The sequence below is a fragment of the Roseateles sp. T103 genome, from assembly GCF_057219915.1.
In genome coordinates, this window is record NZ_JBXVVS010000002.1 from 342628 (window position 1) to 368786 (window position 26159).

Here is a 26159-nt window from a genome sequence, read left to right on the forward strand (position 1 = left end):
GCAGCACTCACAGGCCAGCCCTCCTCAACAGCGCGGCGCGCGCCTCCTCGACATCGGAGAAGACATGCTTGACGCCGGCGATGTCCTGATAGTCCTCGTGGCCCTTGCCGGCGATCAGCACCACGTCGCGGCTGCCGGACTGCTGAACCGCCAGCGCGATCGCCTCGCGGCGATCGACGACGATGCTGCGCGCCGCGCCGGCCGGCAGGCCGGCTTCGATGTCGGCGAGGATGGCTTCCGGCGCCTCATGGCGCGGGTTGTCGCTGGTCAGCAGCACATGATCGGCCTCGCGCGCGGCAATGGCGCCCATCAGCGGGCGCTTCGAACGATCGCGGTTGCCGCCGCAGCCGAACACGCAGCGCAGCTCGCCGCCGCGCGCCTTGGCCAGCGGACGCAGCGCCTGCAAGGCCTTTTCCAGCGCGTCCGGCGTGTGCGCGTAATCGACCACCAGCTGTGGCAGCTCCAGGCCGTTGCCGACGCGCTGCATGCGCCCCGGCACCGGCGTCACCTGCGCGGCAACGCGCGCCACCTCGGGTAGCGCATGTCCCAGTGCGCGCAGGCCGGCTATCACCGCCAGCAGATTGGCGATGTTGTACTCGCCGATCAGGCCGGTCTGCAGCGCGATGCGCTCATCGCCCTCGACCAGCGTGAAGGCCAGGCCGGAACCGGTGTAGTGCAGATCCTGCGCGACCAGGCGCGCGCCCCGGCCGATGGCGTAGGTCCAGACATCCAGGCGACCGCTCAATTCGGCAGCCAGCGCCGCGCCCTTGGCATCGTCGATGTTGAGCACGGCAGCCTGCAGTCCTGCCCAGTCGAACAGCTCGCGCTTGGCCGCCCAGTAGGCGTCCATGCTGCCGTGGTAGTCCAGGTGGTCCTGGGTGAAGTTGGTGAACAGTGCCACCCGCACGGCCGTGCCGGCGAGGCGCTGCTCGACGATGCCGATCGACGAGGCTTCGATCGCGCAGGCCGCATAGCCGCTCTCGGCCATGTGCGCGAAAGCCTGCTGCAGCTGCACCGGGTCGGGCGTGGTCAGGCCGGTGTGCTCGATATGGCCGCCCCGGCCCGGCAGCGGCGGCTCCCCCACACCGAGGGTACCGACCACGCCGCAGCGCTGGCCCAACAGGCTCAGCGCCTGCGCGGTCCACCAGGCGGTGGAGGTCTTGCCATTGGTGCCGGTGCTGGCGACGACGGCCAGCTTCTTGCTGGGTTCGCCGTGGAACTGCGAGGCGATCGCACCGGTGACGGCCTTCAGCCCCGGCAGCGCGGCAATGCGCGCATCGGCGAAGCCGAAGGCCTCGACGCCCTCGGCCTCGACCAGGCAGGTCGAAGCGCCGGCGGCCAGCGCGGCAGCGACGAACTCGCGGCCGTCGCGCGCCTGGCCGGGCCAGGCGATGAAGGCGTCGCCCGGGCGGACCTGGCGGCTGTCGCTGCGCAACGCGCCGCGACACCACTCGCGCAACCAGCGCGCCGCCGCGTCGGGCGACTTCAGCCGGGTGATGGCAGTGCTGCTCATGATCAGAAACTCTCCTCGACCGCCGTCACCCGCTTGGCGACGATCTGCGGCTGGACTTCCAGGTCAGGCGCGACGTTGAGCAGTCGCAGGGTCTGCGCCACCACCTGGCTGAACACCGGGCCGGCCACCGTACCGCCGTAATAGACGCCAGTCCCCGGCTCGTCGACCATCACCGCGACGACGATGCGCGGCTTGCTGACCGGAGCCAGGCCGACGAACCAGGAGCGGTACTTGGTCGTGTAGCCCTTGCCCTCCTGCTTGCGTGCGGTGCCAGACTTGCCGCCCACGCTGTAGCCCGGCACCTGCGCCAGTGGCGCGGTGCCGCCATCGCCGGCCGCCATCTGCAGCATCAACCGCATCTCGTGCGCGGTCTTGGGCGAGAAAACGCGAATGCCGGCCACCGGCTCAGTGCCGGGTCGCTTCATCATCGTCACCGGCACGATCTCGCCGTCGCGCGCGAACACGGTGTAGGCACGCGCCAGCTGGAACAGCGAGGCCGACAGGCCGTAGCCGAAGCTCATCGTCGCCTGCTCGATCGGCCGCCAGCTCTTGTAGGGACGCAGGCGGCCGGTGACCGCGCCAGGAAAGTCCAGCTGCGGACGCTGGCCCAGGCCGATGGCGGTGAACATCTCGTGCATCTCGCGCGGATGCATCTGCATCGCCAGCTTGGCCGAACCGATATTGCTGGACTTCTGGATCAGCTGCTGGACCGTGAGGTCGCCATAGGGGTGCACGTCGGTCGGCGACCAGCCGGCGATGACCAGACTGCGCGGCGCGACATTGACGATGGAGTCCGGCCTGACGCGGCCGGTCTCCAGCGCCAGCGCGGCGATGAACGGCTTCATCGTCGAGCCCGGCTCGAAGACATCGGTCAGCGCGCGGTTGCGCAGCTGCTCGCCGGAGAGGTTTCTGCGCACCGCGGGGTCGTAGCTGGGGAAGTTGGCCAGCGCCAGCACCTCGCCGGTCTGCACGTCCAGCACCACCACCGAGCCTGCCTTGGCCTTGTTCTCGGCCACCGCGTCGCGGATGCGCTGGTAGGCGAAGAACTGCACCTTGGAATCGACCGCGAGCTGGATGTCGCGGCCGTTGACCGCCGGCACCATCTCGCCGATGTCCTCGACCACGCGCCCCAGGCGGTCGCGCACCACCGAGCGCGAGCCATCCTTGCCCTGCAGGTCTTTCTGAAAGGCCAGCTCGATGCCCTCCTGCCCGCGGTCCTCGATGTTGGTGAAGCCCACCACATGGGCGGCTGCCTCGCCTTCCGGGTACTTGCGCTTGTACTCGCGATCCTGGAACACACCCTTCAGGCCCAGCGCCTTCACCGCCGCGGCCGTCTGGTCGTCGGCCTGTCGGCGCAGCCACACAAAGCGCGATTCGGGATCGAGCCGGCGTTCGAGCTCGCGCTCGCTCAGACCCAGCAGCTTGGCCAGCTGGCGGCGCTTCTCGGGGTCGGTGTCGACTTCCTTGGGAATCGCCCAGATCGACGGCACTGCCACGCTGGTGGCCAGCACCTGACCGTTGCGGTCCTGGATGCGACCGCGGCTGGCGGGCAGCTCCATCGTGTGCGCGTAGCGCGCCTCGCCCTGGCGCTGGAAGAACTCGGTGGCGACCACCTGCACATAGGCGGCGCGGCCCAGCAAGCCGATGAAGCCCAGGCCGACCAGCGCGACGAGCAAGCGCGAACGCCAGGGCGGCGTCTTGGCCGCGAGCAGAGGGCTGCTCGAATAGCTCAGGCCGCGTGCAGCGTTCGCAGCGCGCGCGCCACCGTGGTTGCGGTTCTTGTTGCGGCCGAAGGACCAGCGGCTCATCGCTGCGCTCCCGAGGCCGGCATCGCGACATGCGCACCCTGTTCGAGCGCGGTCGGCGTCAGCGTGATTGCCGGAGAGATCGGACGCATCTGCAGGCGCTCGCGAGCCACCGCCTCGACGCGCAGATTGGTCGCCTGCGCATGACGCTCGGCGAGCAGGCGCTGATGATCCGCCTCCAGTCGCAGCGCCTCGGCACGGGCACGATCGCGCGCGGTGAAGAGCTGGCGGGCGTCATAGGCACTACCCACCAGCAGCAGCCCACTGGCCAGCACGGCGACGAGCAACAGGAAGTTGATGCGGCTCATGCGCGCCCGCCTCCAGCCGCCAGCGGCGCATCGGTGCGCTCGGCCACGCGCAGGATCGCCGAGCGCGCGCGCGGATTGGCGCGCACCTCGGTCTCCGAGGGCTTGATGCGCGCCAGCGGCTTGAGCAGCAGCGGCTTGGGCGCGGCGAAGGGCGCACGACGGTCATAGACCTCCTTGCCGTGCGCGGTGATGAAGTTCTTGACGATGCGGTCTTCCAGCGAATGGAAGGCGATCACCGCCAGATGACCGCCCGGCGCCAGCAGCGCCAGCGCGGCATTCAGCCCCTGTTCGAGCTCCTCAAGCTCGGCGTTGACGTGAATCCGAAGCGCTTGAAATGTGCGCGTTGCAGGGTCCTGGCCCGGCTCGCGGGTTTTGACCGCGCCAGCCACGAGCTGGGATAGCTCGGCGGTCGATCGAACAGGACTCCCGCTCTGCCGGCGAGCAACAATCGCCTTTGCAATCGATGCAGCAAACCGTTCTTCCCCATAGTCACGTATCACCTCCGCGATCTGGCGCTCATCGGCGCGGGCCAGGAAATCCGCAGCGCTCTCGCCGCGGGTGGTGTCCATGCGCATGTCCAGCGGTCCGCTGAAGCGGAAGCTGAAGCCGCGCGCCGGGTTGTCGATCTGCGGGCTGGACACGCCCAGGTCGAGCAGCACGCCCTGCACCTGCTGGATGCCGAGCTGTTCGAGCTGTTCGCGCATCTGCGCAAAGCCCGCATGACAGATGGAAAAACGCGGGTCCGTGACCCGCGTTTCGCCCGTCGTGGCGGCCGCGATGGCCTCGGGGTCGCGGTCGATCGCCACCAGGCGACCCTGCGGCCCCAGCCGATGCAGGATCAGGCGCGAGTGGCCTCCGCGCCCGAAAGTGCCGTCCACATAGATGCCATCCGGATCGGTGACGAGCGCATCCACGCTCTCGTGCAGCAGCACGGTGGTGTGCTTGAACTCCGGGGCGGCGCTGGCGGCGGAGTCGCTCATCAGAAGCTGAAGTCCTTGAGCGCGTCCGGCATCTCGGACTGCATGACCTGAGCCTCATGGGCCGCATAGGTCGCGGCGTCCCAGAGCTCGAAGTGGCTGCCCATGCCCAGCAGCATCACCTGCTTGTCCAGCTTGGCCGCAGCACGCAGTTCCGGCGAGATCAGCACGCGCGCGGCGCTGTCGATCTCGACGTCCATGGCATTGCCCAGAAAGATGCGCTTCCAGCCGGCCGCCGACATCGGCAGCGCGGCGATCTTGTCGCGGAAGGTCTCCCAGGTGGGGCGCGGAAAGACCATCAGACAGCCTTCCGGATGCTTGGTGACGGTCAGCTGGCCGCCACACAAGGCCTGCAGGACTTCGCGGTGTCGTGTCGGCACGGCCAAGCGGCCCTTGGCGTCCATCGCCAAGGCCGAAGCCCCTTGGAACACGAAATTAGCCACTTAGCCCCACCAAAAACCACTTTTCGCCACTTTAATGAGGCGAACAGCTTGCGGTCAAGGCAAATTTCAAAAAATTCCCAATGAAATCAAGCACTTAGAATCGATTTTCGCGACAATCGCAAAAGAAAAAGTCCTTCAAAAAGAAGGACTTGCGATGCGCTCTGCAAGTGGCGCGTGAACTCGATAGTGCACGAACTCACGGGTTAACCCCTAGATTGTCGCGCGGCACCGTGCGGACCCCGTCGCGGGCCAAGTTCGACGGCACTCGGCGCGTGTCGCAGCCCCGAAAAAGCGACGACCCCGACACCAGTCTTGCTGGCATCGGGGTCGTGCGGAGCGAACGAGAGCGGCCGGGAAGCGCTAGCGGCTTTCCTTGATCAGTCGACCAGACCCCGCCTGCAGCGGCCTGGCATTCATGGGATACAGGCGGCTGAAGATGTTCACCTGATCCGGCGACACCGGCACTGGCTGGCGCATCACCAGCCACAGCACGCCTTCCGAGCAGGGCGGCGTGGTCAGCGAGCCCATATAGGTGTAGTAGCTGCGGTCGCTGGGCAACAGCTGCTGCAGGTCGATCAGGCCCACGCCTGGCGCGGGCTCGTTCTTCTCCAGCGGCAGGTTGTTCCACACCATCTGCACCACCGGCTGCTCCGCACCGCGATCCAGCAGCACGCCGACCACCGCCAGCCGCCCTTCGGCGTCCTTGTGCACGAGATGCGCCGACATCTCGAACTGCCGGCCCATCACGCGCTCCTCGCTGGGGCGATGGAAATGGAACTGCAGCAGCTCGTAGCGCCGCCCGGTCAGCTGGATCGTGTTGCCGGGCGCGACATTGACCTGGACGGTGTGGCCGTTGTCGACCACGCTGAAGCCACTGGGCCGGTAGTCGAACTGGATGGGCTCCAGATCGACCTTGATCGTTTCGCGGATGTCGATCGGGCTCTGCCGCGTTCCGATAGCGCATTGGCGGAACTCGGGCTTGAGCTGACCCCAACGATCCGGCGCGCCGTCGCCCACATAGGACCAGTGCGTCTCGTGAGCAGCGGCCTTGCGGGGCTCGCCACCCTCGCGGCGCTGCGCCGGCTTGGCGCGCGGCTTGTCGATCGGCTCGCTGGACGAGCTCAGGCGTTCGGCAAGACGCTGCCGCAGCGGGTCGCCCGCCTCGCCATCCTGCCTGGGCTCGCTCACCACGGCTGTTGGCGGCTTGGTCGTCTTGGACGTGCCGTAGGCGGCGGGCCGGTTCTGTGCCCAGACCACCGATACGACGCAGTGGCTCAACAACAGCGCCGCCAGCAGGCCGGACGGCCGACACTTGCTCAAGATCATTGCATTCTCCCCGCCCTGACCGTCGCGCGCGCAGACGCGCCTGACGTCGAGGGCCCTGATCGTGCTATCGGCAACCGTGCGCGCGGCTTGAGAGTCCAGCAGCGCTCAGTCGGCGTCGATCTCGCGCTTGACACGCATCCACGCGAACAGGCCTATGCACAGCAGCGCCAGCGAAGCCAGCGACAGCGCCACGGTGGAATGCATCACCAGCGGCACCAGCGCACCGGCCACCAAGGCATTGGCCGCACTGCCTATGCAGGACTGCAGCGACGATGCCATACCGCGCCGCTCCGGATACCGGTCCAGCACCTGCAGCGTGACCACCGGCACCATCAAAGCCCAGCCGAAGGCGAACACCGCAATCACCGGCAGCGCCCACCAGGCCTGCGGCGCGAGCAGCAGGTTCAGCAGCACATTGAGCAAGGCCACCACCAGCATGATCACGAAGCCATGGCGGATCTGCCGCCGCGGTCGGACGCGCCCCGCCAACCGGCCACTCACCCAGGCCCCGCCCATGATGCCGGCGATGGTGCAGCAGAAGAACCAGAAGAACTGCGTCGGCGCCAGTTGCAAGTGCTCGCCCAGGAACACCGGCGCCGCAAGCACGTAGAGGAACATGCCGTTGAAGGGAATGCCGCTGGCGAGCACCAGCAACATGAAGCGCCAGCTCGAGCTCATGCGCCAGTAGTTGCGCAGCAGGTCCAGCGGGTGAAAGGGCTGGGCCTGGCTGGGATGCAGAGTCTCCGGCAGCAGCCGCCACATCGAGGCGGTCAGCACGCCGCCGACCAGCACCAGGAACCAGAAAATCGAATGCCAGTCGGCGTGCACGAAGAGGTAGCCACCCACCATGGGCGCCACTGCCGGCGCGATGCCGAAAAAGATCGTCACCTGCGACATCACGCGCTGCGCGTCTGCCGGCGCGAACATGTCGCGGATGATCGCGCGCGAGACCACCACGCCAGCGCCCGCCGACATGCCCTGCACCGTACGCCAGAACACCAGCTGGCCGATGCTCTGTGAGAGCGCACAGCCCAGCGAGGCCAGCGTGAACACCGCCATGCCTGTCAGCACCACCGGCCGGCGGCCGAAGCTGTCCGAGAGCGCACCGTGGAACAGGTTCATCAGCGCGAAGCCGAGCAGATAGCCCGACAGCGTCTGCTGCATCTGCACCGGCGTGGCGTCGAGCGCCTGGGCGATGCCGGCGAAGGCCGGCAGGTAGGTGTCGATCGAGAATGGACCGACGGTCGCCAGTCCGGCAAGCAGAACGGCAAGGGCCCAGCGCGGCGCGCGCCAGAGAGTGGCAGCTTGAGGATTCATCGAGCGAAGCGACCGCGAGGCGGTCTTGGGGCGCAGGGCGATTCGGCACCCAGGGATGGCGGGACCAGGGCAGTGTAGCGGCGACCCTTACACTGCGCGGCCCGGCGGATTTCCACGCCCGTGCCATGCGCACGAGGCGATGCCGCTGGCGAGCAGGAACGACGAAGATGATGAGCAGAGAAGCACGCAAGCATATCGGCCTGATCGGCCTGGGCGTCATGGGCCAGCGCATGTTGTCGCGTCTGGCCGGGCACGCCGGGCTCAAGCCGGTAATCGCCTGGGACGCCGATGCCAGCGCCATGGCCCGCACGAGACAGGCATGGCCCGAACTCCGGCTGGCCGACAGCGCCGAAGCCCTGATTGCGACGCCCGGCCTGCACAGCCTTTACATCGCCACGCCGCCGGCCGCCCATCTGCAGCTGTCCGAGCTGGCCTTCGACGCCGGGCTTGCCGTGCTGTGCGAAAAGCCATTGACGGTGGATCTGGACGCAGCGCTGCCCACGATCATGCGCATCGAGCGCGAACGGCAGCGCGCCGCGGTGAATTTCTCGCTCGCCTCCTCCACCGGCCTGGCCACGCTGCAGCGCGCCTTCGGCGCCGCATCGCACCTGCCGCTGGGCGAATTGCGGAGCGTCGAACTGGAACTGGCCTTCGCTGCCTGGCCGCGCCCCTGGCAGGCCGGCGCCGGCGACTGGCTGGCACAGCGGGGCGAAGGCGGCTTCGGCCGCGAGGTGCTGTCGCACTTCATCTTCGCGCTGCAGCGCGTGCTCGGGCCGACGCGCGTGCTGGCCAGCCAAGTCGAGTACCCGGCGGACGGCATCAGCGCCGAGACCGGACTGAAGGCCGAGCTCGACGCCAGTGGTGTGCCGGTACGCATCTGGGGGCGTGTCGGCGGCCCGCTGGCCGATTACAACCGCATGCTCTGGCGCGGCAGCCAGGGCGAGATCGAGCTCAACGAGTGGTTCGGCAAGATCCGCGTGCGCGAGGGTAGCGACGGCGACTGGCGACCGCTGGGCGAGACCGAAGACCTGCGCAGCGCCGCGGTGGCGGACCAGCTCGACCACTGGAACTCGCTGATCGAGGGCCGCTCGCACTGCCTGCCCGGCTTTGCCGAGGCGTTGGCGACTCAACGCTGCATCGAGTCCATCCTGCACGGCGGTAGCTGAGGCCGGCACAAAGAAAAGTGTGAAGCAAGCCGATAGGCCGGATTCTGTGCAGCGCCGGCCTCTTGCGAGACCGGCACCGTGACCGCCATTCCTCTGGGCCGGACATCACTGTCCGGCTCGGTGCCACCTACCCGCCAGCTCTGCGAGCCGCATCATCGCTGGCCTACTTGGTGTTGCTGCGCGTAGAGATTGCCCGTTTCACCTCTGTCGGGCAGAGCCCGACAGAGGTGCTATTCGGTTCGGGCTGTCGCCCGGTGGTGCGCGGCTTTCGCCTCGCACCACGCCAGCTTGCGCTGGCGCCTCATAGACCACCCATCGGGTTGTCTGACAGAACTCGTCTCTGTTGCTCTGATCCTCGGCTTTCGCCGGGCAGCCGTTAGCTGCTACGCCGCTCTATGCAGTCCGGACCTTCCTCCAGTGCCGTGTTTCCACGCTCGCACCAGCGGCGGTCTGGCTTGCTTCACAGCCTGGATTATCCGCTCAATCGCTCTCGGCTTCAGGCTCGGCATCCCGGTCCTTGCTGGCCTTGCGCGCCAGCTCGGCTTCCAGCGGCCGCAGCGCATCGATCAGCGCCTCGGGCGGCTTGGGAGCGACCAGGCGCATCGATGGTGGCGGCAAGGTGCTCAGATAGAGCGGGCCGAACAGACGCTGCTCGTCCTGTCGGCGCGCCACCAGCAGCACCAGCCCGGCCAGCAGCAGACCGACGAGCACGGCACCCACGGCTCGCCGCGCTCGCGGCCACACCAGCGCGGCATGCCACCACAGCATCAGCGCCAGACCGAGCGGGAAACCGATGGACTCGAAAGCCAGCAGGCGCGGCATCGACAGCGCATACGCGACGACAGGCACGACGAAGTTCGCCACATGCAGCGCCACGATCACCAGCGAGGCCCGCCACAGATGCGCCAGGAAGGGCAGGCGATGCTGGATGAGCTGCGTCAGCAGCGTCCATCCCGCTGCCCACAGCAGCAGCACCATCAGCGGGCCCAGCACCGGCGCCACATAGTCCGTCCAGCGCGCACCCGGATTGAAGATCGACCAAGCGTCGAAACCCAACAGGCACAACCAGAGCAGCAACAGCCCCGGCAGCAGCGCCGGATGCCGCGGACGCACCTCCACCGCCAGCGGCAGCTCCGCGGCCAGCGGATCGCTGGCGCGGCGCAGACGCAGTTCGGTCGAGCCCAGCGTGAAGCAGGCACCGGGCTCCAGCACCGCGCTATCGCCGGCCGCGAGCCGACGCCGGCCCAGCATGGCGCCATTGAGGCTGGGCAGCAGCAGCAGGCGCGCCACGCCCTGCTCGTCCAACTCGATGCGCGCATGCTCGGCAGCGACATGGGCGTCGTCCAGCGCCACATCGCATGCCGGCGAGCGGCCTATCGCGCAGGGCCAGTCCTGCACCCTGTGCACCGCGCGCACCTGGCCGTCGCGGCCCAGCAGCTCGATCACTGCGGCTTCGCGGCCAACCATCGGAAGCCTCCCAGGTAGTGAGCGCTCAAGCGCAGCGCGTTGTCGAAGCTGACGCCATGGGCGTCGAAGCGGCCCAAAGCGCCCTCGGTGTCGCCGTCCACCGTGGTGACCAGCACGCTGAGGTCATGCAACCCGGCCAGCTTGCGATAGGCGCGCAGGCAGACCACCGCACGCAGCGGCGGCCCGCTGCCGTCGCTCTGCTGCACGAACTCGTCCTTGCAGTGCGGCGCGGTACGCTGCTTGTCCGAGCGTCCCAGGTTCTCGTTGCGGAAGCTGCCGCCGTACTGCTTGGCGAAGCGCACCGCGCCGAGCTTGCTGCCGTCATAGGCCTCGTGCGCCATGTTCAGGAAGCCGGTGTGCAGATTGCCGCTGATGAACACCGCATGGTCCATGCGGCACTGCGAACGCTGGAACTCCAGGCCTTTGCTGTCCGCCGGCGTGCTGCGGCCCCAGCAGCGCATGAAGCTCTCCTGCGGCACCGGCAGCTGGTAGCGCGCATGGCCGGCGCCGCGCCAGGGCTGGGCGACGAAGCGCGTGACCAGTTCGTCCTGGTAGGCCAGCAGCTGCTCGCGCAGCCGCGGCCAGGCCGGGCCGGCCAGCGGCTTGGCCGTGCGGCTGCGCTCCAGCAGCGCGGCAGCGTACTGCGCGGGCACGAGAAAGCTCATCTGCTGCGCGAAGAACATCGCCGAGACATTGATGCCGACGACGCGGCCCTCCTCGTCCACCACCGGGCCGCCGCTCATGCCCGAGTTGATGCTGCCGGAGTAGTAGATCAGCTCGTCGAAGCTGCGCTCGACCAAACCGTTGTAATTGCCCTCGACGACGGCAAAGGCCACGTCGTGCGGATTGCCCATCGAATAGATGCGGTCGCCCTTTGCCAGCGGCTGGCTACCCGCGCGGAAGCGCAGCGGCGCAGAGCGCGCCTCGCTCAAGCCGTCGCCGACGATCTTCAGCAGCGCCAGGTCGCGGCGCACGTCGAAGTCGAGGATCTGCAGCTCGCCCTGCCTGCCGTCGGTGGACGCGTAGCGCAGCCGGTAGCTGGCCGGCTCCAGCGCGGCCTGGCTGACGACGTGGTAGTTGGTGATGACATGGCCGTCTTCGCTGACCACGAAGCCCGAGCCCACCGAGGCCTGGCTGTCCTGGCTGCGCAGCAGCGTGCGGATCTGCAGCAGCTGCGAGCGAGCCCCTTCATAGACGCGGCGGGCGGTGGCGGAGACATTGGCCGACGGCGCCGCAGCCGGCTTGGCGGCACTGGCCGCGGCGGCGGCCGGTGCCGGCTGCGCCTGGGCAGCGCCCAGGCCCAGCGCCGCCAGCGCGACGGCCAGGATCAGAAACTTGCGCAAGAAATGCTCTCCCACGATTGCTGGCGCCGATGCTAGCCGGTTTGCGCCACCCGCCTGGGCCGGAAAACGGCGGCATCGTCGTAGAAGCCCGGCGCCTCGTTGGCCGGCCACCACTGCGGCACACCCAGCACCGGCAGCGGGTGGAAGGGCTTGGCGGCCAGCTCATGCGCATCCAGCGCCTGCGCGACGCCGGCCATATCGTCGACCAGCAGCACGTGCGCGCAGATCGGTTTGCGCGGCTGCAGCAGCTTCTCCAGCAGTGCGTGGCCAACGATCTCCAGTCGGGCCTCGCGCCACAGCGGGCGCAGCGCGATGAACAGGCGCTGCCAGTCGCGTTCGACCAGCGCCTCGCACAGCGCCGGCGGCGCCACCAGCAGCGCGCCGTTCTCGTCCAGCAGCGTCAGCGCATCGCGCAGCGCGCCGCGCCGGCCCTCGCCGCCCTGGCTGAAGCCGTCCTGATGCCAGGCGTTGAGCCGCGCCTTCAGCGCCGGATGGCGCAGCCAGACCAGACCGTTGAAGAAGTCATGCCAGTTGTCGCGCGTGGGCACACAGGCGGTGCGCGCGACGAAGGCCTCGTAGCCCTCGCCCTCGGGCAAGGCCTGCTGCGGCACGAAGCGCAGCGGCCCGGCGGGCAGCGCGATCGGCGCCGCGGCCAGCGCCGCATTGAGCGCCTCGGCCACACTGGCGCCGCTGCGCCAGCGCTCACGCAAGACCTGACCCTGCTCGCGGTACGGGGCCAGCCAGCGCGCGGACCAGTCCGGCTCGCCGCTCAAGGCCGCCGGCTCAGACGAGTTGCCAGGCCACCGTCTCGCCGCCGCGCAGCGGCTTGAGCTGCGCATCGCCGAAGGCCACGCTCTCGGGCAGCGCCCACGCGGTCTTGCGCAGCGTGATGCGGCCGCTGTTGCGCGGCAGGCCGTAGAAGTCCGGGCCATTGAAGGAAGCAAAGGCCTCGAACTTGTCCAGCGCGCCGGCGGCCTCGAAGGCTTCGGCATACAGCTCCAGCGCCGACAGCGCGGTGAAGCAGCCCGCGCCGCAGACCGAGTTCTCCTTCATCACCGAGGCGTGCGGCGCGCTGTCGGTGCCGAGGAAGAACTTGGCCGAGCCCGAAGTAGCCGCGGCAAGCAGGGCCTGGCGATGCAGCTCGCGCTTGAGCACCGGCAGGCAGTAGTAGTGCGGCCGCAGCCCGCCGGTGAAGATGGCGTTGCGGTTGTAGAGCAGGTGCTGCGGCGTCAGCGTCGCGGCGGTGAAGCGGTCGGCGGCGCTCACGTATTCGGCCGCCTCCTTGGTGGTGATGTGCTCGAACACCACCTTCAGCTCCGGCATGTCGCGGCGCAGCGGCTGCATCACGCGGGCTATGAACACCGCCTCGCGGTCGAACACGTCCACTTCGGGATCGGTGACCTCGCCGTGCACCAGCAGCAGCAGGCCCTCGCGCTGCATCGCTTCCAGCGTCTTGTAGGTCTTGCGGATGTCGGTGACGCCGGCATCGCTATTGGTCGTGGCGCCGGCCGGGTAGAGCTTGAGTGCCACCACGCCGGCATCCTTGGCGCGCTTGATTTCGTCGACCGGCGTGTTGTCGGTCAGGTACAGCGTCATCAGCGGCTGGAAGTCGCTGCCTTCGGGCCGCGCGGCGAGGATGCGCGCGCGGTATTCGGCCGCCTGCGCCGCCGTCGTGATCGGCGGACGCAGATTGGGCATCACGATGGCGCGGGCGAACTGGCGCGCGGTGAAAGGCAGGACGCTGTGCATCGCCGCGCCGTCGCGCAGGTGCAGGTGCCAGTCGTCGGGGCGGGTGAGGCTGAGCTCGAGAGGTGCTGCGGCGGTACTCATGCCCGGGATTGTCCCAGACTCGCCCGCAGGCGATTCAGGCCCGGGCCGCGTCAGCAGGCTGGGTGAGAAAATCCCACAGCGCCAGCGCCGCAGGCTTGCTGCGCTTGGCGACTTCGGGCCGCTCACGATAGATGCGCAGCTCCATGTTCAGCTCGAAACTGCCCGGCGCGCTGGCCTGCACCAGGGAGCCTGCCTTGAGCTCCTTGACGACCGAGCTCGCCGGCAGGAAGGCGATGCCGTGCCCCTCCAGCGCCATGGCCTTCAGGCCCTCGGCCATGTCGGTCTCGTAGACGGCATCCAGGTTCAGCGCGGTGGGCGCGTCCTTGACGATCAGCTCCACCAGCCGGCCCAGGTAGGCGCCGGAGGCGTAGCTGAGAAAAGGGATCTTCTGCCCCGGATGCCCTGGCAGATTGAACAGCGGCCGGCCCTGCGCATCCGCCTTGGTGTAGGCCGCCAGCGTCTCGAAGCCCAGCGAGGCCATCTGGTAGCGCTCCGGGTCCAGTTGCAGCGGCTGGCTCGCATGGTGATAGACGATCAGCAGATCGCAATTGCCTTCGCTGAGCTGCAGCATCGCATCGTGCACGTTCAGCGCATTGAGCCGGCACTTCAACTCGCCAAAGCGCTGGCGTAGCCCCATCAGCCAATGCGGAAAGAAGCTGAAGGCCAGCGAATGCGGCACCGCGAACTCGATCATGTCCTGCCCGGCGGACTGGTGACTGCGCAGCATATTGCGCGCTGACTGCAGGCCGCCGAGGATCTCCACCGCCTGGCCCAAAAGGGTCTCGCCGGCCGCGGTCAGCCGCGTCGGGTAGGAGGAGCGGTCAACCAGGTCGACACCGGCCCAGGCCTCGAGCGCCTGAATGCGCCGCGAGAAGGCCGGCTGGGTCACATGACGCAGCTGGGCCGAACGCGAAAAGCTGCGCGTCTCGGCCAGGCTGACGAAGTCTTCGAGCCACTTGGTTTCCACGGCGGCAGTGTAGCGGCGACGATCATCACCCCCCAGATGCAGGGGTTGGCACCGGCGCCGCCGCAGATCACTTGGCTACAGTCGTCTCGCAGTTCCCAAACCCCTCAACGACTTGCCCCCGGTTCTGGAGCCACTGCCCATGAAGCCAGTCAGAACAATGATCGCTGCCACGCTGCTCGGCATGTCCCTGTCATCGCAGGCAGGCATCAAGCTGAGCTTCGATGACATCGTCAAGGAAGACAACGAGCCACGCGCAGTACTCGACCGCTACGCCGAACAGTACGGCATCCGCTTCTCCCTGCCGGCCGTTGCCTTCCGCCCGGTCGACGCCGTGGGCGGGAGCTTCGGCGCCCAGTTTTCGGGGGCGCCATCGGCTGATAGCGCCATCGCAGTCACCGACCCGGACAGCCTGGTCGCGAGCTTCATCATCACCGTCGACGGTGGCTTCCAGGACAGCTTCTCGTTCTTCTTCGCCGGCGTCGATCCCTCCCCTGGTACGAGCGCTGTCCTGACGGGGCAGTTTGCCGATGGCACGACAGAGAAGGTACTGAGCTTCGACGCGAAAAGCGGTGAGTCATGCCGAAGCCAGGAATGGGATGTAGACCTCGCCTGCAAGTGGTACGAACAGAAGCTCGCCTTCTCCGGAATCGTCTACTCCGTGACCTTCACCGCCCCAGTGGGCAATATGTTCTTCGATGATCTGGTGTTCGGCGCCCAAACACCAGGCGACACGGAACTGCCTGAACCCGGAACGCTTGCCCTGCTCGCCGCAGCTGCCGGTGCAGCTGCCCTGGGTCGCCGCCGCAAGGCTGGCGCGTCGCAGTAGGCAGCGGCCGCTGACACGACCAAGTTCTGCCAAAGTCCTCCACGAAGCACACCACGATCCGCGAACGAACGCACGCACGCTTGGGCCCGCCTCACCGCGGGCCCTTCTTTTTTCCTTGTTGCGCTCTTTCCCGGCCTGAGTCCCGTCGCAGTTCAGGTAGCGGCCGATCCGGCCTGTTGCAGCCGCCACATCTGCGCATAGCGTCCGTCGCGGGCCAGCAGCTCTTCGTGCCGCCCGCGCTCGAGCACGCGGCCGTGCTCCAGCACGATGATCTCGTCCGCATCGACGATGGTGGACAGGCGGTGCGCGATCACCAGCACGGTCTTGTTCTGGCCCACCGCATCCAGCTCGGCCTGAATCGCGCGCTCGTTGCGTGAATCCAGCGCCGAAGTCGCCTCGTCGAAGATCAGGATGGGCGGATTCTTAAGCAGCGTGCGCGCAATCGCCACGCGCTGCTTCTCGCCGCCGCTGAGCTTGAGCCCACGCTCGCCGACCATGGTCTCGTAGCCCTTGGGCTGCGCAGCAATGAAGTCATGGATGTGCGCGGCGCGCGCTGCCGCCTCGATCTCGGCCTGCGTGGCGCCGGGCCGGCCGTAGGCGATGTTGTAGGCAATGGTGTCGTTGAACAGCACGGTGTCCTGCGGCACGATGCCGATGGCGCGGCGCAGCGAGGTCTGGGTGACGCCGCGCAGGTCTTGGCCGTCGATGCTGATCTGGCCTTCGCCCACGTCGTAGAAGCGGTAGAGCAGCCGCGCCAGCGTGCTCTTGCCCGAGCCGCTGGGGCCGACCACCGCAAGCTTGCGGCCGGCCGGAATCTCGAAGCTCACCTCGTGCAGGATGGGCCGCGCCGGGTCGTAGGCGAAGCTGACCCTGTCAAAGCGCACCGCCGCACCGCGCACCTGCAGCGCCTGCGCGCCGGGCACGTCGGCGACCTCGCGCTCCTTCTCCAGCAGCGTGAACATCTTGTCCAGGTCGGTCAGGCTCTGCTTGATCTCGCGGTAGATCACGCCGAGGAAGTTCAGCGGGATGTAGAGCTGGATCATGAAGGCGTTGATCATCACCAGATCGCCCAGGCTCATGCGCCCGTCGACCACGCCTTGCGTCGCGCGCCACAGCATCGCCACCAGCGCGCTGGCGATGATCAGCTGCTGGCCGCTGTTGAGCAGCGACAGCGTGCTCTGCGACTTCAGCTGCGCGCGGCGCAGCTTCTCCAGGCTCTCGTCATAGCGGCGCGCCTCGAAGTCCTCGTTGTTGAAGTACTTGACCGTCTCGTAGTTCAACAGCGAATCGATCGCCTTGCTGTGCGCCACCGAGTCCAGCTCGTTGAGCTGGCGGCGGAACTTGGTGCGCCACTCGGTCACGATGATGGTGAAGGCGATGTAGAACACCAGCGCCCCCAGCGTGATCCACGCAAACATCGCATCGAACTTGTAGGCCAGCAGACCCAGCACCAGCGCCACCTCGATCAGCGTCGGCACGATGCTGTAGAGCGAGTACGAGATCAGCGAATGCACCGCACGCGTGCCGCGCTCGATGTCGCGCGTCATGCCGCCGGTCTGGCGCTCCAGATGGAAGCGCAGGCTCAAGTCATGCAAATGGCGAAACACTTGCAGCGAGATCGAGCGCGCCGTGCCCTCGGTGGCCTTGGCGAAGATCAGCTCGCGCAACTCGGTGAACAGCGAGGTCGAGAAGCGCAAGGCACCGTAGGCCAGCAGCAGCCCCACCGGGACAACCAGCAGCGCCTGCACGTCACCCGGCTTGATGGCCAGGCTGTCGACCAGGTTCTTCAGCAGCACCGGCACACCGACAGTGGCCAGCTTGGCGCCGAGCATGAAGGCCAGTGCCAAGCCGACGCGCCAGCGGTAGTGCCACAGATAGGGCAGCAGCTTGCGGATCGTTGCCCAGTCGGAGCGGGGCGCGCGCGGCCCTGTCTGGTCTGTCGTTGGCTGGGGCTGCGCAGCGCGAACTCGTGTATGCATGATCGAGCGGGAGACCCCGCGGTGGCTCACAATTGGATATCTGATTTTCTCCCCTGGACGCCATGAGCAACGCCCCCTCTCCAATTACCCTGCCCGACAACCCGCAGGAACGTCATCTCGCGCTGCGCGTGATGCCCATGCCCTCTGACACCAACGGCAACGGCGACATCTTCGGCGGCTGGATCATGGGTCAGGTGGACCTGGCTGGCTCGGTGCAGGCCTTCCGTGTCGCACGCGGCCGCATTGCCACCGTGGCGGTGAACGAGTTCGTCTTCAAACAGCCAGTGTCGGTGGGCGATCTGCTGTCCTTCTATACCCATGTGACCCGCGTCGGCCGCACCTCGATCACCGTGCATGTCGAGGTCTATGCCGAGCGAAATCCGTCCAACCCGCAGGTCGTGAAGGTGACCGAAGCCAACCTGACCTACGTCGCCATCGACGCCCAGGGCAAGCCGCGCCCCATCCCTGCCGAGGCATGAGCGCCGACTCGGTGCTGATCGTCGGTGGCGGCGCGATCGGCAGCGCCATCGCCGCGCATCTGGCCGCCGAGGCGCCGGGGCTGAGCGTGGTCGTACTGGAGCGCGACCCTAGCTATGCGCGCGCTTCGTCGGCACTGTCGGCCGCGTCGATCCGCCAGCAGTTCAGCACGCCGCTGAACATCGCGCTGTCGCAGTATGGTCTGCAGCAGCTGCGCGCGATGGGCCCCGATGCCGCGCTGATCGAGCGCGGCTATCTGTACCTGGCCACGCCGGCGGGCGCCGAAGGCCTGCGTGCGCTGCATGCGCTGCAGACCGAGGCCGGCGCCGACATCGAGCTGATGAACCCCGCGCAGCTGCAGCAGCGCTGGCCCTGGCTGGCCACCGACGACCTGGCGCTGGGCAGCTGGGGCCGCAGCGGCGAAGGCTGGTTCGACGGCTGGGGCCTGCTGCAGCACTACAAGCGCCTGGCGCAGTCGCGCGGCGTGCGCTATCTGCACGGCGAAGCGCTCGAGCTGCAGCGCAGTGCCGATGGGGCGATCGCGCAGCTGCGCTGTGCCGACGGCACGGTGCTGCAGGCCGGACGCTATGTGCTGGCCTGCGGCGCCTGGTCGGGCGCGCTGGCCGCCACCGCTGCTCTGGCGGTGCCGGTCAGCGGCAAGCGCCGCAGCGTCTATGCCTTTCGCAGCCCGGAGCGGGCGCCGCTGGCACCGCTGCTGATCGATCCCTCGGGCCTGTGGTTCCGTCCCGAGGGCGATGACGGCCTGTTCATCTGCGGTGGCCCGCCGCTGGGCGACGACGCCGACGGTCTGCCGCTGGACCCAGAGCCCGATCTGTTCGAAGAGCGACTCTGGCCCGCGCTGGCCGCGCGCGTGCCCGGCTTCGAGAGCCTGCGGCTGCAGCGCGCCTGGGCCGGCTACTACGAGATGAACGGCTTCGACCACAACGGCCTGGTCGGCGCGCTGCCCGAGTGCCCCAATCTGCTGCTGGCCTGCGGCTTCTCCGGCCACGGCCTGCAGCATGCGCCGGGCATAGGCCGCGGTGTGGCCGAGCTGATCGCGCACGGCGAGTACCGCAGCCTCGACTTGACGCCGCTGTCGCCGACGCGCATTGCCGCGGGCCAGCCGTACCGCGAGCTCAATGTGATCTGAGCAGCTGGCGCGCCAGGCGCTCGGCCAGGCTATCGGCCCATAGCCGGTAGCCGGCCGGGCCCGGGTGGAAGCCGTCTTCGGCCATCAGCGCCGCGGCCTGGTCTGCCCCGAGCAGATCAGGCATCGCTTGCACACCGCGATCCTCGCGGCCTTGCAGCGCGCGTTCCAGTGCACGGTTGAGCTGCGCCGCCTGGGCGCCGAGCATCCAGCGAAGCGGTTGGGGCAGCAGCGGGAACAGATGCATCGGCGGCACCGCGCTGTGCAGCGTGTAGCGCACGCCGGCACGCTCGCGCGCCAGCGTGTCGATGTCGGCCAGCGTCGCCAGCCAGCGGCGCGACGAGACCTGGCCGACGACATCGTTGACGCCCAGAGCGGTGACCATCAGTTCGGCGGGCGCCAGCTCGGCCTGCTGCAGCGCGGCCAGCGCATCGGCACTGTCGTGGCCAGTGCAGGCTTGCAACTGCCAGTGCACGCGCAGCCCCAGGCGCTGCGCCAGCGCATGGGCCAGGCGACCAGCGAGGGCTTCGTCCTGATGGGCGGCGCCGACGCCGGCCCCCGAGGAGTCGCCGACGATCAGCAGACGCAGCTCGCCCGGCCCCTCACCCACCGCACCCTGACGCGGGCCGGCGGCCTCGGGCAGGCGCAGGGCCTGGCGCCGCACCTGGCGGCCCTGCCAGAGCAGCGCGGGCGCCAGCGCGATCTTCGCGGCGGTGAGCGGAAGCGCTGAATAACTCAATCGAACTTGGAGAAGTCCGGCTGGCGCTTCTGGAAGAAGGCCTGGAAGGCTTCCATCGCCTCTGGCGAGCGCAGGCGGGCGCTGAAGATCTCGGCCTCGGTGCGGATGGTGGCGAGCAGTTGCTCGGCATCGTGGGCGCGCATCAGGCGCTTGCTCTCGCGCACCGCGCTGGGCGCCAGATGGGCAAAGCGCTCGGCCACGCGGCGCGCATGGTTGACCACCTCGCTGGCCGGCAGCACCGCGTTGGCGATGCCGCACTCTACCGCCTGCGCGCCGGTAAAGGGGTCGCCCAGCAGCAGCTTCTCCGCCGCCAGGCGCTGGCCCATCAGGCGCGGCACCACCAGGCTGGAGCCGAACTCCGGCACCAGCCCCAGCGCGACGAAAGGCATGGCCAGACGCGCATCGTCCGCCACATAGACGAAGTCGCAGTGCAGCAGCAGAGTCGTGCCGATGCCGATGGCCGGGCCGGCCACAGCGGCGATCACCGGCTTCTCGCAGGCGAGCAGCGCGCGCATGAACTGGAACACCGGCGCGTTCTCGTCGCGCGGCGGGCTGCCCATGAAGTCCTCGATGTCGTTGCCGGCGGTGAACATGCCCGGCTGACCCTGGAACAGCACCGAACGCACCGTCTTGTCGGTGTTCGCTGCCACCAACGCGTCGGCCATGGCCTGGTACATGTCGCGGGTCAGCGCGTTCTTCTTCTCGGGGCGGGCGATTTCGATGGTCAGCACACCATTGAGCGTGGCCGTCTTGATGGTCATCACATGTCTCCTGTCTCGGGGTCGATCGGCATCATGCCAGCCATTGCGGCACCTGCGGCCACAGACTGGTCTGGAACTTGGAACGGAAGAAGCCGAAGTGGCCGATGCGCTGCTCGCCGATGTCCTTGGGCGAGACGCGGCGGATCTCCGGCTTTGCACCAGCGTAGAAGGCGTGCAGCGATTCGACATTGCGGCGCGACATGAACTCGTCGTCGCTGAAGGCCAGCGACAGCATCGGTGCCTTGAAGGCCGCGTAGTGCGCGCGCAGCGCCGCGCCGCCCTCGCCCATCATGTAGTCGCGGTGCAGGCACCAGCGTCGCCACTGCGCCATCACGCCGCGCGGCAGATCGCCCACCTTGCGCAGCTTGCGCCCGGGGAAGTAGCCGAACAGCGGCAAGGCCAGCGGCACCACCACGTACCACAACCACCAGACATAACGCCGCAAGACCGCGGCATTCTCGCGCCAGTAGCCGCTGCCGCTGCCGACGGTGACCGCCCGCGCGACGCGATCGCGGTTGGGCAGCAGGCCCAGGATCTGCCCGCCCAGGCTGTGGCCTATCCAGTGGATGGGGCGCTGCGCGCCCGGCTCGCCACCGAGGCGGCGCGAGAGCTCGTCCAGCGCTGCCGCCGCGTCCAGCTCGGCCCAGGTGCGGATGTCCGCCTCCAGGCCCTTCAGCGAGTGCTTCATCGCTGCAGGCCGTGACGCGCCCATGCCGCGGTAGTCGAAGCTGAAGACCAGCCAGCCCTGCGAGGCCATCCAGTGGGCGAAGTCGGCGTAGAAGCGCTGCTCCACGCCCATCGCCGGCGCGATCAGCAGGCCGGCCTTGGCGGTGGCCGGATCGCCATAGCAGTGACCGTGCAGTTCGAAGCCGTCACGGGCACGGAATACGACGCTCATGCAGTCTGTCTCCTTCTTGGCCCTGGCCGGCGAGACGGCAGTGCGCTCAGGCCCGGCTGGCGGGCGCCGGCAGCTGCTGCCAATGATTGGCCAGGTGCATCAGATGGGCGCGACGGTACTGCTCGCGCGTGAGTTCGCCATAGGCGAAATGAGGGCGCAGCGCGCCGCTGTGCTGCTCGAACGCATCCATCGCGTCGAGCAGGCGCTGCACCGACGCGCCGAGCGCTTGCACCGCGTCCAGCGCGGGGGCACCGGGGATGGGCTCGTCGAGCGAATGCGTCATCGCGCCGCGCGCATCGAACACCGCAAAGGCCGCGCGCCCCAGCGTGGCCTGGAACCAGGCCGGCTTGGGCGCGGGGAAGCCCTGCAGCGAGAACTCGATGCTCTGCGCCGCGTGCTGCAGCATCTGGGCCAGGTTCCATTGCGGATTGGCCAGTGGCGGCGCGCTATCGCGCAAGGCCGCCACTGCCGAGCGAGCCGCGGCCCAGTCGGCAAAAGGCGCCGGCAGGCTGCCCTGGCATCCCGCCAGGCCAGCCGTGGCCGGCGCGACGACCAGCAGTGCACCGTTGCGAAGCAGGCGGCGGCGCTGCATGGTCGGCTCGCGCATCGCTATCAGAGACGCTCGATGATGCCGGCAGCGCCCTGGCCGGCACCGACGCACATGGTCACCATGCCGTACTTGGCACCGGTGCGGCGCAGGCCGTGCACCACCGAGGCGGCACGGATCGCGCCGGTCGCGCCCAGCGGGTGACCCAGCGCGATCGCGCCGCCGTTGGGGTTGACCTTGGCGCGGTCGATCACGATGCCCTTGCTGTCGAGGTCGTTCAGCACCGCCAGCGACTGCGCGGCGAACGCTTCGTTGAGCTCGACCCAGCCCAGGTCCTCGGCCTTGATGCCGGCCAGCTTCAGCGCGGCGGGGATGGCCTCGATCGGGCCGATGCCCATGATCTCCGGCGGCACGCCGCGCACGGTGAAGCTGACGAAGCGGGCCAGCGGGGTCAGGCCGAAGCGCTTGACAGCGGCTTCCGACGCGACGATCAGCGCACCGGCACCGTCCGAGGTCTGCGAGCTGTTGCCCGCGGTGACGCTGCCCTTGGCGGCGAACACCGGCTTGAGCTTGGCCAGGCCTTCGGCGGACGTGTCCTTGCGCGGACCTTCGTCGATATCGACGACGCGCTTCTTCTCGTTGATCGAGCCGTCGGCCAGGTTGGGCGAACGCTCGATGATCTCGAACGGCGTCATCTCGGCCTTGAAATGGCCGGCCTCGATGGCGGCCAGCGCGCGGCGGTGCGATTCCAGCGCGAAGGCGTCCTGCGCCTCGCGGCTGACCTTCCACTGCTCGGCGACCTTTTCCGCCGTCAGGCCCATGCCGTAGGCCAGGCCGACGTTCTCGTCGCGGGTGAAGATGGCCGGCGGCAGCGAGGGCTTGTTGCCACCCATCGGCACCATGGACATCGACTCGACGCCGGCGGCGATCATCACCTCGGCTTCGCCCACGCGGATGCGGTCGGCGGCCATGGCCAGTGCGGTGATGCCCGAAGCGCAGTAGCGGTTCACCGTGACACCGCCCACCGTGTTGGGCAGGCCGGACAGCACCGCGGCCACGCGGGCCACGTTCATGCCCTGCTCGCCCTCGGGGAAGGAGCAGCCGACGATGGCGTCCTCGATGGCCGCCGGGTCCAGACCCGGCACCTGGGCCAGCGCGGCGCGGATGACATGCGACAGCATCTCGTCCGGACGCGTGTTCTTGTAGTAACCACGGCCCGACTTGCCGATAGGCAGGCGGGTGGCGGCGCAGATGTAGGCTTCTTGAACTTGCTTGCTCATGATCTCAATTCCTTCTTTGGCCGCCTGATCAGTTACGCACGGGCTTGCCGGTCTGCAGCATGCCCATGATGCGTTCCTGGGTCTTCGGGTGCTCCAGCAGCGAGCAGAAGTGCTTGCGCTCCAGCGACATCAGGTATTCCTCGTCGACCAGCGAACCGGCCTCGACCTCGCCGCCGCAGACCACGTCGGCGATCAGCGATGCGAGATGGAAGTCGTGCTGGCTGATGAAGCCACCGTCGCGCATATTGACCAGCTGGCCCTTGATGGTGGCGATGCCCGAACGGCCGGCCACCGGGATCAGCGACTTCAGCGGAGCGCGGTAGCCGGAGTCGAACATGGCCTTGGCCTGCGCCGTGGCGACAAACAGCAGCTCGTCCTTGTTCGGCACGATGATGTCGCTGTCGAGCAGGAAGCCGTTCTTCTTGGCCTCCAGCGCCGAGGTCGCGACCTTGGCCGTCGCCGCGGTCGTGAAGCCGTCCTTCAGGAAGGCGAAGATGTCGGCATTGGCATTGCCGGCCGCAGCCATCTCGGCGGCACGGCGCGCGATATATGCCAGACCGCCGCCGCCGGGGATCAGGCCCACGCCGACCTCGACCAGGCCGACATAGCTTTCCATGTGCGCGACACGGCGGGCGCAGTGCACCGCCAGCTCGGCGCCGCCGCCCAGGGCCAGACCGCGCATCGCGGCGACCACCGGCACATTGGCGTAGCGCAGGCGCAGCATCATGTCCTGCAGCTTCTTCTCTTCCGGGGCGATGCCCTTGGCGCCCTTGGTCATGAAGACCGGCATCAGCGCTTCCAGGTTGGCGCCGGCAGAGAACACATCGTCCGGCGACCAGATCACCACGCCCTTGTAGCCGGCTTCGGCGATCTCGACCGCCTTGAGCAGGCCTTCGGTGACGGTCGGGCTGATCAGGTGCAGCTTGGCGGTGATCGAGGCGATCACCACTTCGCCGTCCAGCGTCCAGACGCGCACCTCGTCGTTCTTGAACAGCTCGGTGCCAGCCTTCAGCGGCTCGACGGCGCCCTCGCCCACCAGCGACTCGGGGAAGGCCTGGCGCTCATAGACCGGCAGCTTGGCACGGGCCTTGAACTTGCCTTCCTTGGCGCTCCACGAACCGTCCTTGCTGTGCACGCCGCCGTTGTCGGCCACCGGGCCTTCGAACACCCAGGCGGGCAGCGGCGCGGCGCACAGCGTCTTGCCGGCAGCGATGTCTTCCTTGATCCACTCGGCCACCTGCTTCCAGCCGGCCGATTGCCACAGCTCGAACGGACCTTGCTGCGAGCCGAAGCCCCAGCGCATCGCGAAGTCGATCTCGCGCGCGGTGTCGGCCACGGTATCCAGGTGCACAGCCACGTAGTGGAAGCTGTCACGCAGGATGGACCACAGGAACTGGGCCTGCGGGTTGCTCGACTCGCGCAGCAGCTTGATGCGCTCAGGCGCAGGCTTCTTCAGCATGCGGGCGACGATCTCGTCGGCCTTCTTGCCGCCGGCGACATATTCGCCAGTGGCGAAGTCCAGGCGCATGATGTCCTTGCCGACCTTCTTGTAGAAGCCGCCGCCGGCCTTCTGGCCCAGCGCACCCTTCTCGATCAGACCGGCCAGCACCTTGGGCGTGGCGTAGGTGCTGTAGAAGGGGTCGTCCTTCAGGTTGTCCTGCATGGTCTTGACGACATGGGCCATGGTGTCCAGGCCCACGACGTCGGCGGTGCGGAAGGTGCCGCTGGAGGCGCGGCCCAGCTTCTTGCCGGTCAGGTCGTCGACCACGTCGCAGGACAGGCCGAACTTCTCGGCTTCGATCATCGTGGCCATCATGCCGGCGATGCCGACGCGGTTGGCGACGAAGTTGGGCGTGTCGTTGGCGCGCACGACGCCCTTGCCGACCGCGGTGGTGACGAAGCTCTCGAGCTGGTCGATCACTTCCGGACGTGTGGTCGGCGTGTTGATCAGCTCGACCAGGTACATGTAGCGCGGCGGGTTGAAGAAATGGATGCCGCAGAAGCGCGGCTTGATTTCTTCAGGCAACACCTCGGAGAGCTTGGTGATGGACAGGCCCGAGGTGTTGGACGCGACGATGGCGTGCGGCGCGACGAAGGGCGCGATCTTGGTGTAGAGATCGAGCTTCCAGTCCATGCGCTCGGCAATGGCCTCGATGATCAGGTCGCAGTCCTTCAGCAGCTCGAGATGCTCTTCGTAGTTGGCCTGCTGGATCAGCGCGGCGTTCTCGGGCACGCCCAGCGGCGCCGGCTTGAGCTTCTTCAGGCCTTCGACCGCCTTGGTCACGATGCCGTTCTTCGGACCTTCCTTGGCGGGCAGGTCGAACAGCACGACCGGCACCTTGACGTTGACCAGATGGGCGGCGATCTGCGCGCCCATCACGCCGGCGCCGAGCACGGCGACTTTGCGGACTTGGAATCGACTCACTTGAGTTCTCCTGAAAAATCTCTTCGCTACTACGAGGGCGCGCTGGCGCCCTGGGCTCATCGGCCGCGCGGCGCTATCACTCGACGCGCAGCCAGGTCTGGGTACGGAAGAAGAAGGCCAGATAGCCGCGGACCTCCAGCTTCTTGCCACCATCGATGGGCTTGAGCCGGGTCTTGTAGGTCTTGCCGTTGTTGGGATCCAGGATTTCGCCACCGACCCAATGCAGCTTGTCGTCGGTGTCCTGCTTGACACCGCGGATCACCTGCAGGCCGACCACCGGCTTGTCCTTGCGGTCGTCCGTGCACTTGTCGCACTTGGAATCTGCCTTGCCGGCCTCGAAGATCCTCTCCACCGTGCCGGTGAGCACGCCGTTGCTCTCAGTGATGCGCACCAGCGACTTCTCGGTCTTGCCGTCGTCGTCGATGGTCTTCCACAGGCCGACCGGCGATTGCTGGGCCTGGGCGACAGCGGCGATCAGGGTCAGCGCAGCGAGGGTGATGATCTTCTTCATGGCTTGTCTCCTTCCTGGTTATTGGTTTGCCCGGCAGCTCGACCGGGCTTTCGGGCGGGGGGGGGACGAGAGGGGGAAGCCCCCAACAGGAAACCGAAACAATGTCT

General features: G+C 68.0%; 24 protein-coding genes and 1 other RNA gene. 4 read left to right on the forward strand and 21 right to left on the reverse strand.

The features are described from left to right. Positions 1-7: 7 nt before the first annotated feature. The 7 genes from AC2EBS_RS08005 to AC2EBS_RS08035 all read right to left on the reverse strand — a co-directional run bounded on the left by AC2EBS_RS08005 (position 8) and on the right by AC2EBS_RS08035 (position 7689). On the reverse strand, positions 8-1513 hold the full coding sequence (locus AC2EBS_RS08005) for a UDP-N-acetylmuramoyl-L-alanyl-D-glutamate--2,6-diaminopimelate ligase (protein ID WP_484727864.1): 1506 nt from the start codon (positions 1511-1513) through the stop codon (positions 8-10). A 2-nt stretch (positions 1514-1515) separates the two neighbouring features. After that, positions 1516-3321: a peptidoglycan D,D-transpeptidase FtsI family protein gene (locus AC2EBS_RS08010; RefSeq protein ID WP_484727865.1), complete on the reverse strand. Its 1806-nt coding sequence runs from the start codon at positions 3319-3321 to the stop codon at positions 1516-1518. Next, a complete protein-coding gene (ftsL, locus tag AC2EBS_RS08015; protein WP_484727866.1) occupies positions 3318-3626 on the reverse strand; it encodes a cell division protein FtsL in 309 nt (102 codons plus the stop codon). Before ftsL ends, AC2EBS_RS08010 begins: the two co-directional genes overlap by 4 nt. Beyond that, positions 3623-4606: a 16S rRNA (cytosine(1402)-N(4))-methyltransferase RsmH gene (gene rsmH / locus AC2EBS_RS08020; protein WP_484727867.1), complete on the reverse strand. Its 984-nt coding sequence runs from the start codon at positions 4604-4606 to the stop codon at positions 3623-3625. The genes ftsL and rsmH overlap by 4 nt, the downstream gene beginning before the upstream one ends. Beyond that, on the reverse strand, positions 4606-5034 hold the full coding sequence (gene mraZ / locus AC2EBS_RS08025; RefSeq protein WP_484727868.1) for a division/cell wall cluster transcriptional repressor MraZ: 429 nt from the start codon (positions 5032-5034) through the stop codon (positions 4606-4608). Before mraZ ends, rsmH begins: the two co-directional genes overlap by 1 nt. A 372-nt stretch (positions 5035-5406) precedes the next feature. Further along, positions 5407-6372, reverse strand: coding sequence for a carbonic anhydrase (locus tag AC2EBS_RS08030; RefSeq protein WP_484727869.1), 966 nt, complete (start codon positions 6370-6372; stop codon positions 5407-5409). A 105-nt stretch (positions 6373-6477) separates the two neighbouring features. After that, the gene (locus AC2EBS_RS08035; RefSeq protein WP_484727870.1) at positions 6478-7689 is read right to left on the reverse strand and encodes a multidrug effflux MFS transporter; all 1212 of its coding nucleotides are present in this window, start codon (positions 7687-7689) and stop codon (positions 6478-6480) included. Positions 7690-7856: 167 nt separating this feature from the next. On the opposite strand from AC2EBS_RS08035, the gene AC2EBS_RS08040 reads away from it, so the two are divergent. Then, positions 7857-8855: a Gfo/Idh/MocA family protein gene (locus AC2EBS_RS08040; protein WP_484727871.1), complete on the forward strand. Its 999-nt coding sequence runs from the start codon at positions 7857-7859 to the stop codon at positions 8853-8855. 17 nt (positions 8856-8872) lie between these two features. On the opposite strand, the gene rnpB is transcribed toward AC2EBS_RS08040, so the two are convergent. The 6 genes from rnpB to AC2EBS_RS08070 all read right to left on the reverse strand — a co-directional run bounded on the left by rnpB (position 8873) and on the right by AC2EBS_RS08070 (position 14462). Continuing rightward, positions 8873-9317, reverse strand: an RNA gene (rnpB, locus tag AC2EBS_RS08045) — RNase P RNA component class A. Between the two features lie 18 nt (positions 9318-9335). Continuing rightward, positions 9336-10322: an FHA domain-containing protein gene (locus AC2EBS_RS08050; RefSeq protein ID WP_484727872.1), complete on the reverse strand. Its 987-nt coding sequence runs from the start codon at positions 10320-10322 to the stop codon at positions 9336-9338. Continuing rightward, entirely contained in the window at positions 10298-11665 is a 1368-nt protein-coding gene (locus AC2EBS_RS08055) for a S1 family peptidase (RefSeq protein ID WP_484727873.1), read from the reverse strand. The genes AC2EBS_RS08050 and AC2EBS_RS08055 overlap by 25 nt, the downstream gene beginning before the upstream one ends. A gap of 32 nt (positions 11666-11697) precedes the next feature. After that, positions 11698-12438, reverse strand: a complete 741-nt coding sequence (locus AC2EBS_RS08060; RefSeq protein ID WP_484727874.1) for a DUF3025 domain-containing protein — start codon at positions 12436-12438, stop codon at positions 11698-11700. 10 nt (positions 12439-12448) lie between these two features. Then, positions 12449-13495, reverse strand: a complete 1047-nt coding sequence (gene pyrC, locus AC2EBS_RS08065; RefSeq protein WP_484727875.1) for a dihydroorotase — start codon at positions 13493-13495, stop codon at positions 12449-12451. Positions 13496-13529: 34 nt separating this feature from the next. Beyond that, on the reverse strand, positions 13530-14462 hold the full coding sequence (locus AC2EBS_RS08070; RefSeq protein ID WP_484727876.1) for a LysR substrate-binding domain-containing protein: 933 nt from the start codon (positions 14460-14462) through the stop codon (positions 13530-13532). Between the two features lie 157 nt (positions 14463-14619). Here AC2EBS_RS08070 and AC2EBS_RS08075 point away from each other — a divergent pair, with 157 nt between their 5' ends. Continuing rightward, positions 14620-15288: a PEP-CTERM sorting domain-containing protein gene (locus AC2EBS_RS08075; RefSeq protein ID WP_484727877.1), complete on the forward strand. Its 669-nt coding sequence runs from the start codon at positions 14620-14622 to the stop codon at positions 15286-15288. A gap of 152 nt (positions 15289-15440) precedes the next feature. On the opposite strand, the gene AC2EBS_RS08080 is transcribed toward AC2EBS_RS08075, so the two are convergent. Then, a complete protein-coding gene (locus tag AC2EBS_RS08080) occupies positions 15441-17267 on the reverse strand; it encodes an ABCB family ABC transporter ATP-binding protein/permease (RefSeq protein WP_484727878.1) in 1827 nt (608 codons plus the stop codon). 62 nt (positions 17268-17329) lie between these two features. On the opposite strand from AC2EBS_RS08080, the gene AC2EBS_RS08085 reads away from it, so the two are divergent. Both AC2EBS_RS08085 and AC2EBS_RS08090 read left to right on the forward strand, forming a co-directional pair. Then, positions 17330-17746, forward strand: a complete 417-nt coding sequence (locus tag AC2EBS_RS08085; RefSeq protein ID WP_484727879.1) for an acyl-CoA thioesterase — start codon at positions 17330-17332, stop codon at positions 17744-17746. Continuing rightward, positions 17743-18894 (forward strand): NAD(P)/FAD-dependent oxidoreductase, encoded by a 1152-nt coding sequence (locus AC2EBS_RS08090; RefSeq protein WP_484727880.1) that lies wholly within the window; start codon positions 17743-17745, stop codon positions 18892-18894. Before AC2EBS_RS08085 ends, AC2EBS_RS08090 begins: the two co-directional genes overlap by 4 nt. Here AC2EBS_RS08090 and AC2EBS_RS08095 read toward each other — a convergent pair. The 7 genes from AC2EBS_RS08095 to AC2EBS_RS08125 form a co-directional block, all read right to left on the reverse strand. Beyond that, a complete protein-coding gene (locus AC2EBS_RS08095) occupies positions 18881-19630 on the reverse strand; it encodes an SGNH/GDSL hydrolase family protein (protein WP_484727881.1) in 750 nt (249 codons plus the stop codon). The two genes, AC2EBS_RS08090 and AC2EBS_RS08095, sit on opposite strands and share 14 nt — an antisense overlap. Beyond that, entirely contained in the window at positions 19627-20391 is a 765-nt protein-coding gene (locus AC2EBS_RS08100; RefSeq protein ID WP_484727882.1) for an enoyl-CoA hydratase, read from the reverse strand. The genes AC2EBS_RS08095 and AC2EBS_RS08100 overlap by 4 nt, the downstream gene beginning before the upstream one ends. A 31-nt stretch (positions 20392-20422) precedes the next feature. Continuing rightward, a complete protein-coding gene (locus AC2EBS_RS08105; protein ID WP_484727883.1) occupies positions 20423-21289 on the reverse strand; it encodes an alpha/beta hydrolase family protein in 867 nt (288 codons plus the stop codon). A 46-nt stretch (positions 21290-21335) separates the two neighbouring features. Then, the gene (locus tag AC2EBS_RS08110; protein ID WP_484727884.1) at positions 21336-21896 is read right to left on the reverse strand and encodes a DUF1569 domain-containing protein; all 561 of its coding nucleotides are present in this window, start codon (positions 21894-21896) and stop codon (positions 21336-21338) included. A gap of 5 nt (positions 21897-21901) precedes the next feature. Then, positions 21902-23116, reverse strand: a complete 1215-nt coding sequence (locus AC2EBS_RS08115; RefSeq protein WP_484727885.1) for an acetyl-CoA C-acyltransferase — start codon at positions 23114-23116, stop codon at positions 21902-21904. Positions 23117-23144: 28 nt separating this feature from the next. Further along, positions 23145-25541 carry a 3-hydroxyacyl-CoA dehydrogenase/enoyl-CoA hydratase family protein gene (locus tag AC2EBS_RS08120; RefSeq protein WP_484727886.1) on the reverse strand — a complete coding sequence of 799 codons (2397 nt, stop codon included), beginning with the start codon at positions 25539-25541 and terminating at the stop codon, positions 23145-23147. Positions 25542-25617: 76 nt separating this feature from the next. Next, on the reverse strand, positions 25618-26052 hold the full coding sequence (locus tag AC2EBS_RS08125) for a DUF2147 domain-containing protein (protein WP_484727887.1): 435 nt from the start codon (positions 26050-26052) through the stop codon (positions 25618-25620). Between the last annotated feature and the right edge of the window lie 107 nt (positions 26053-26159).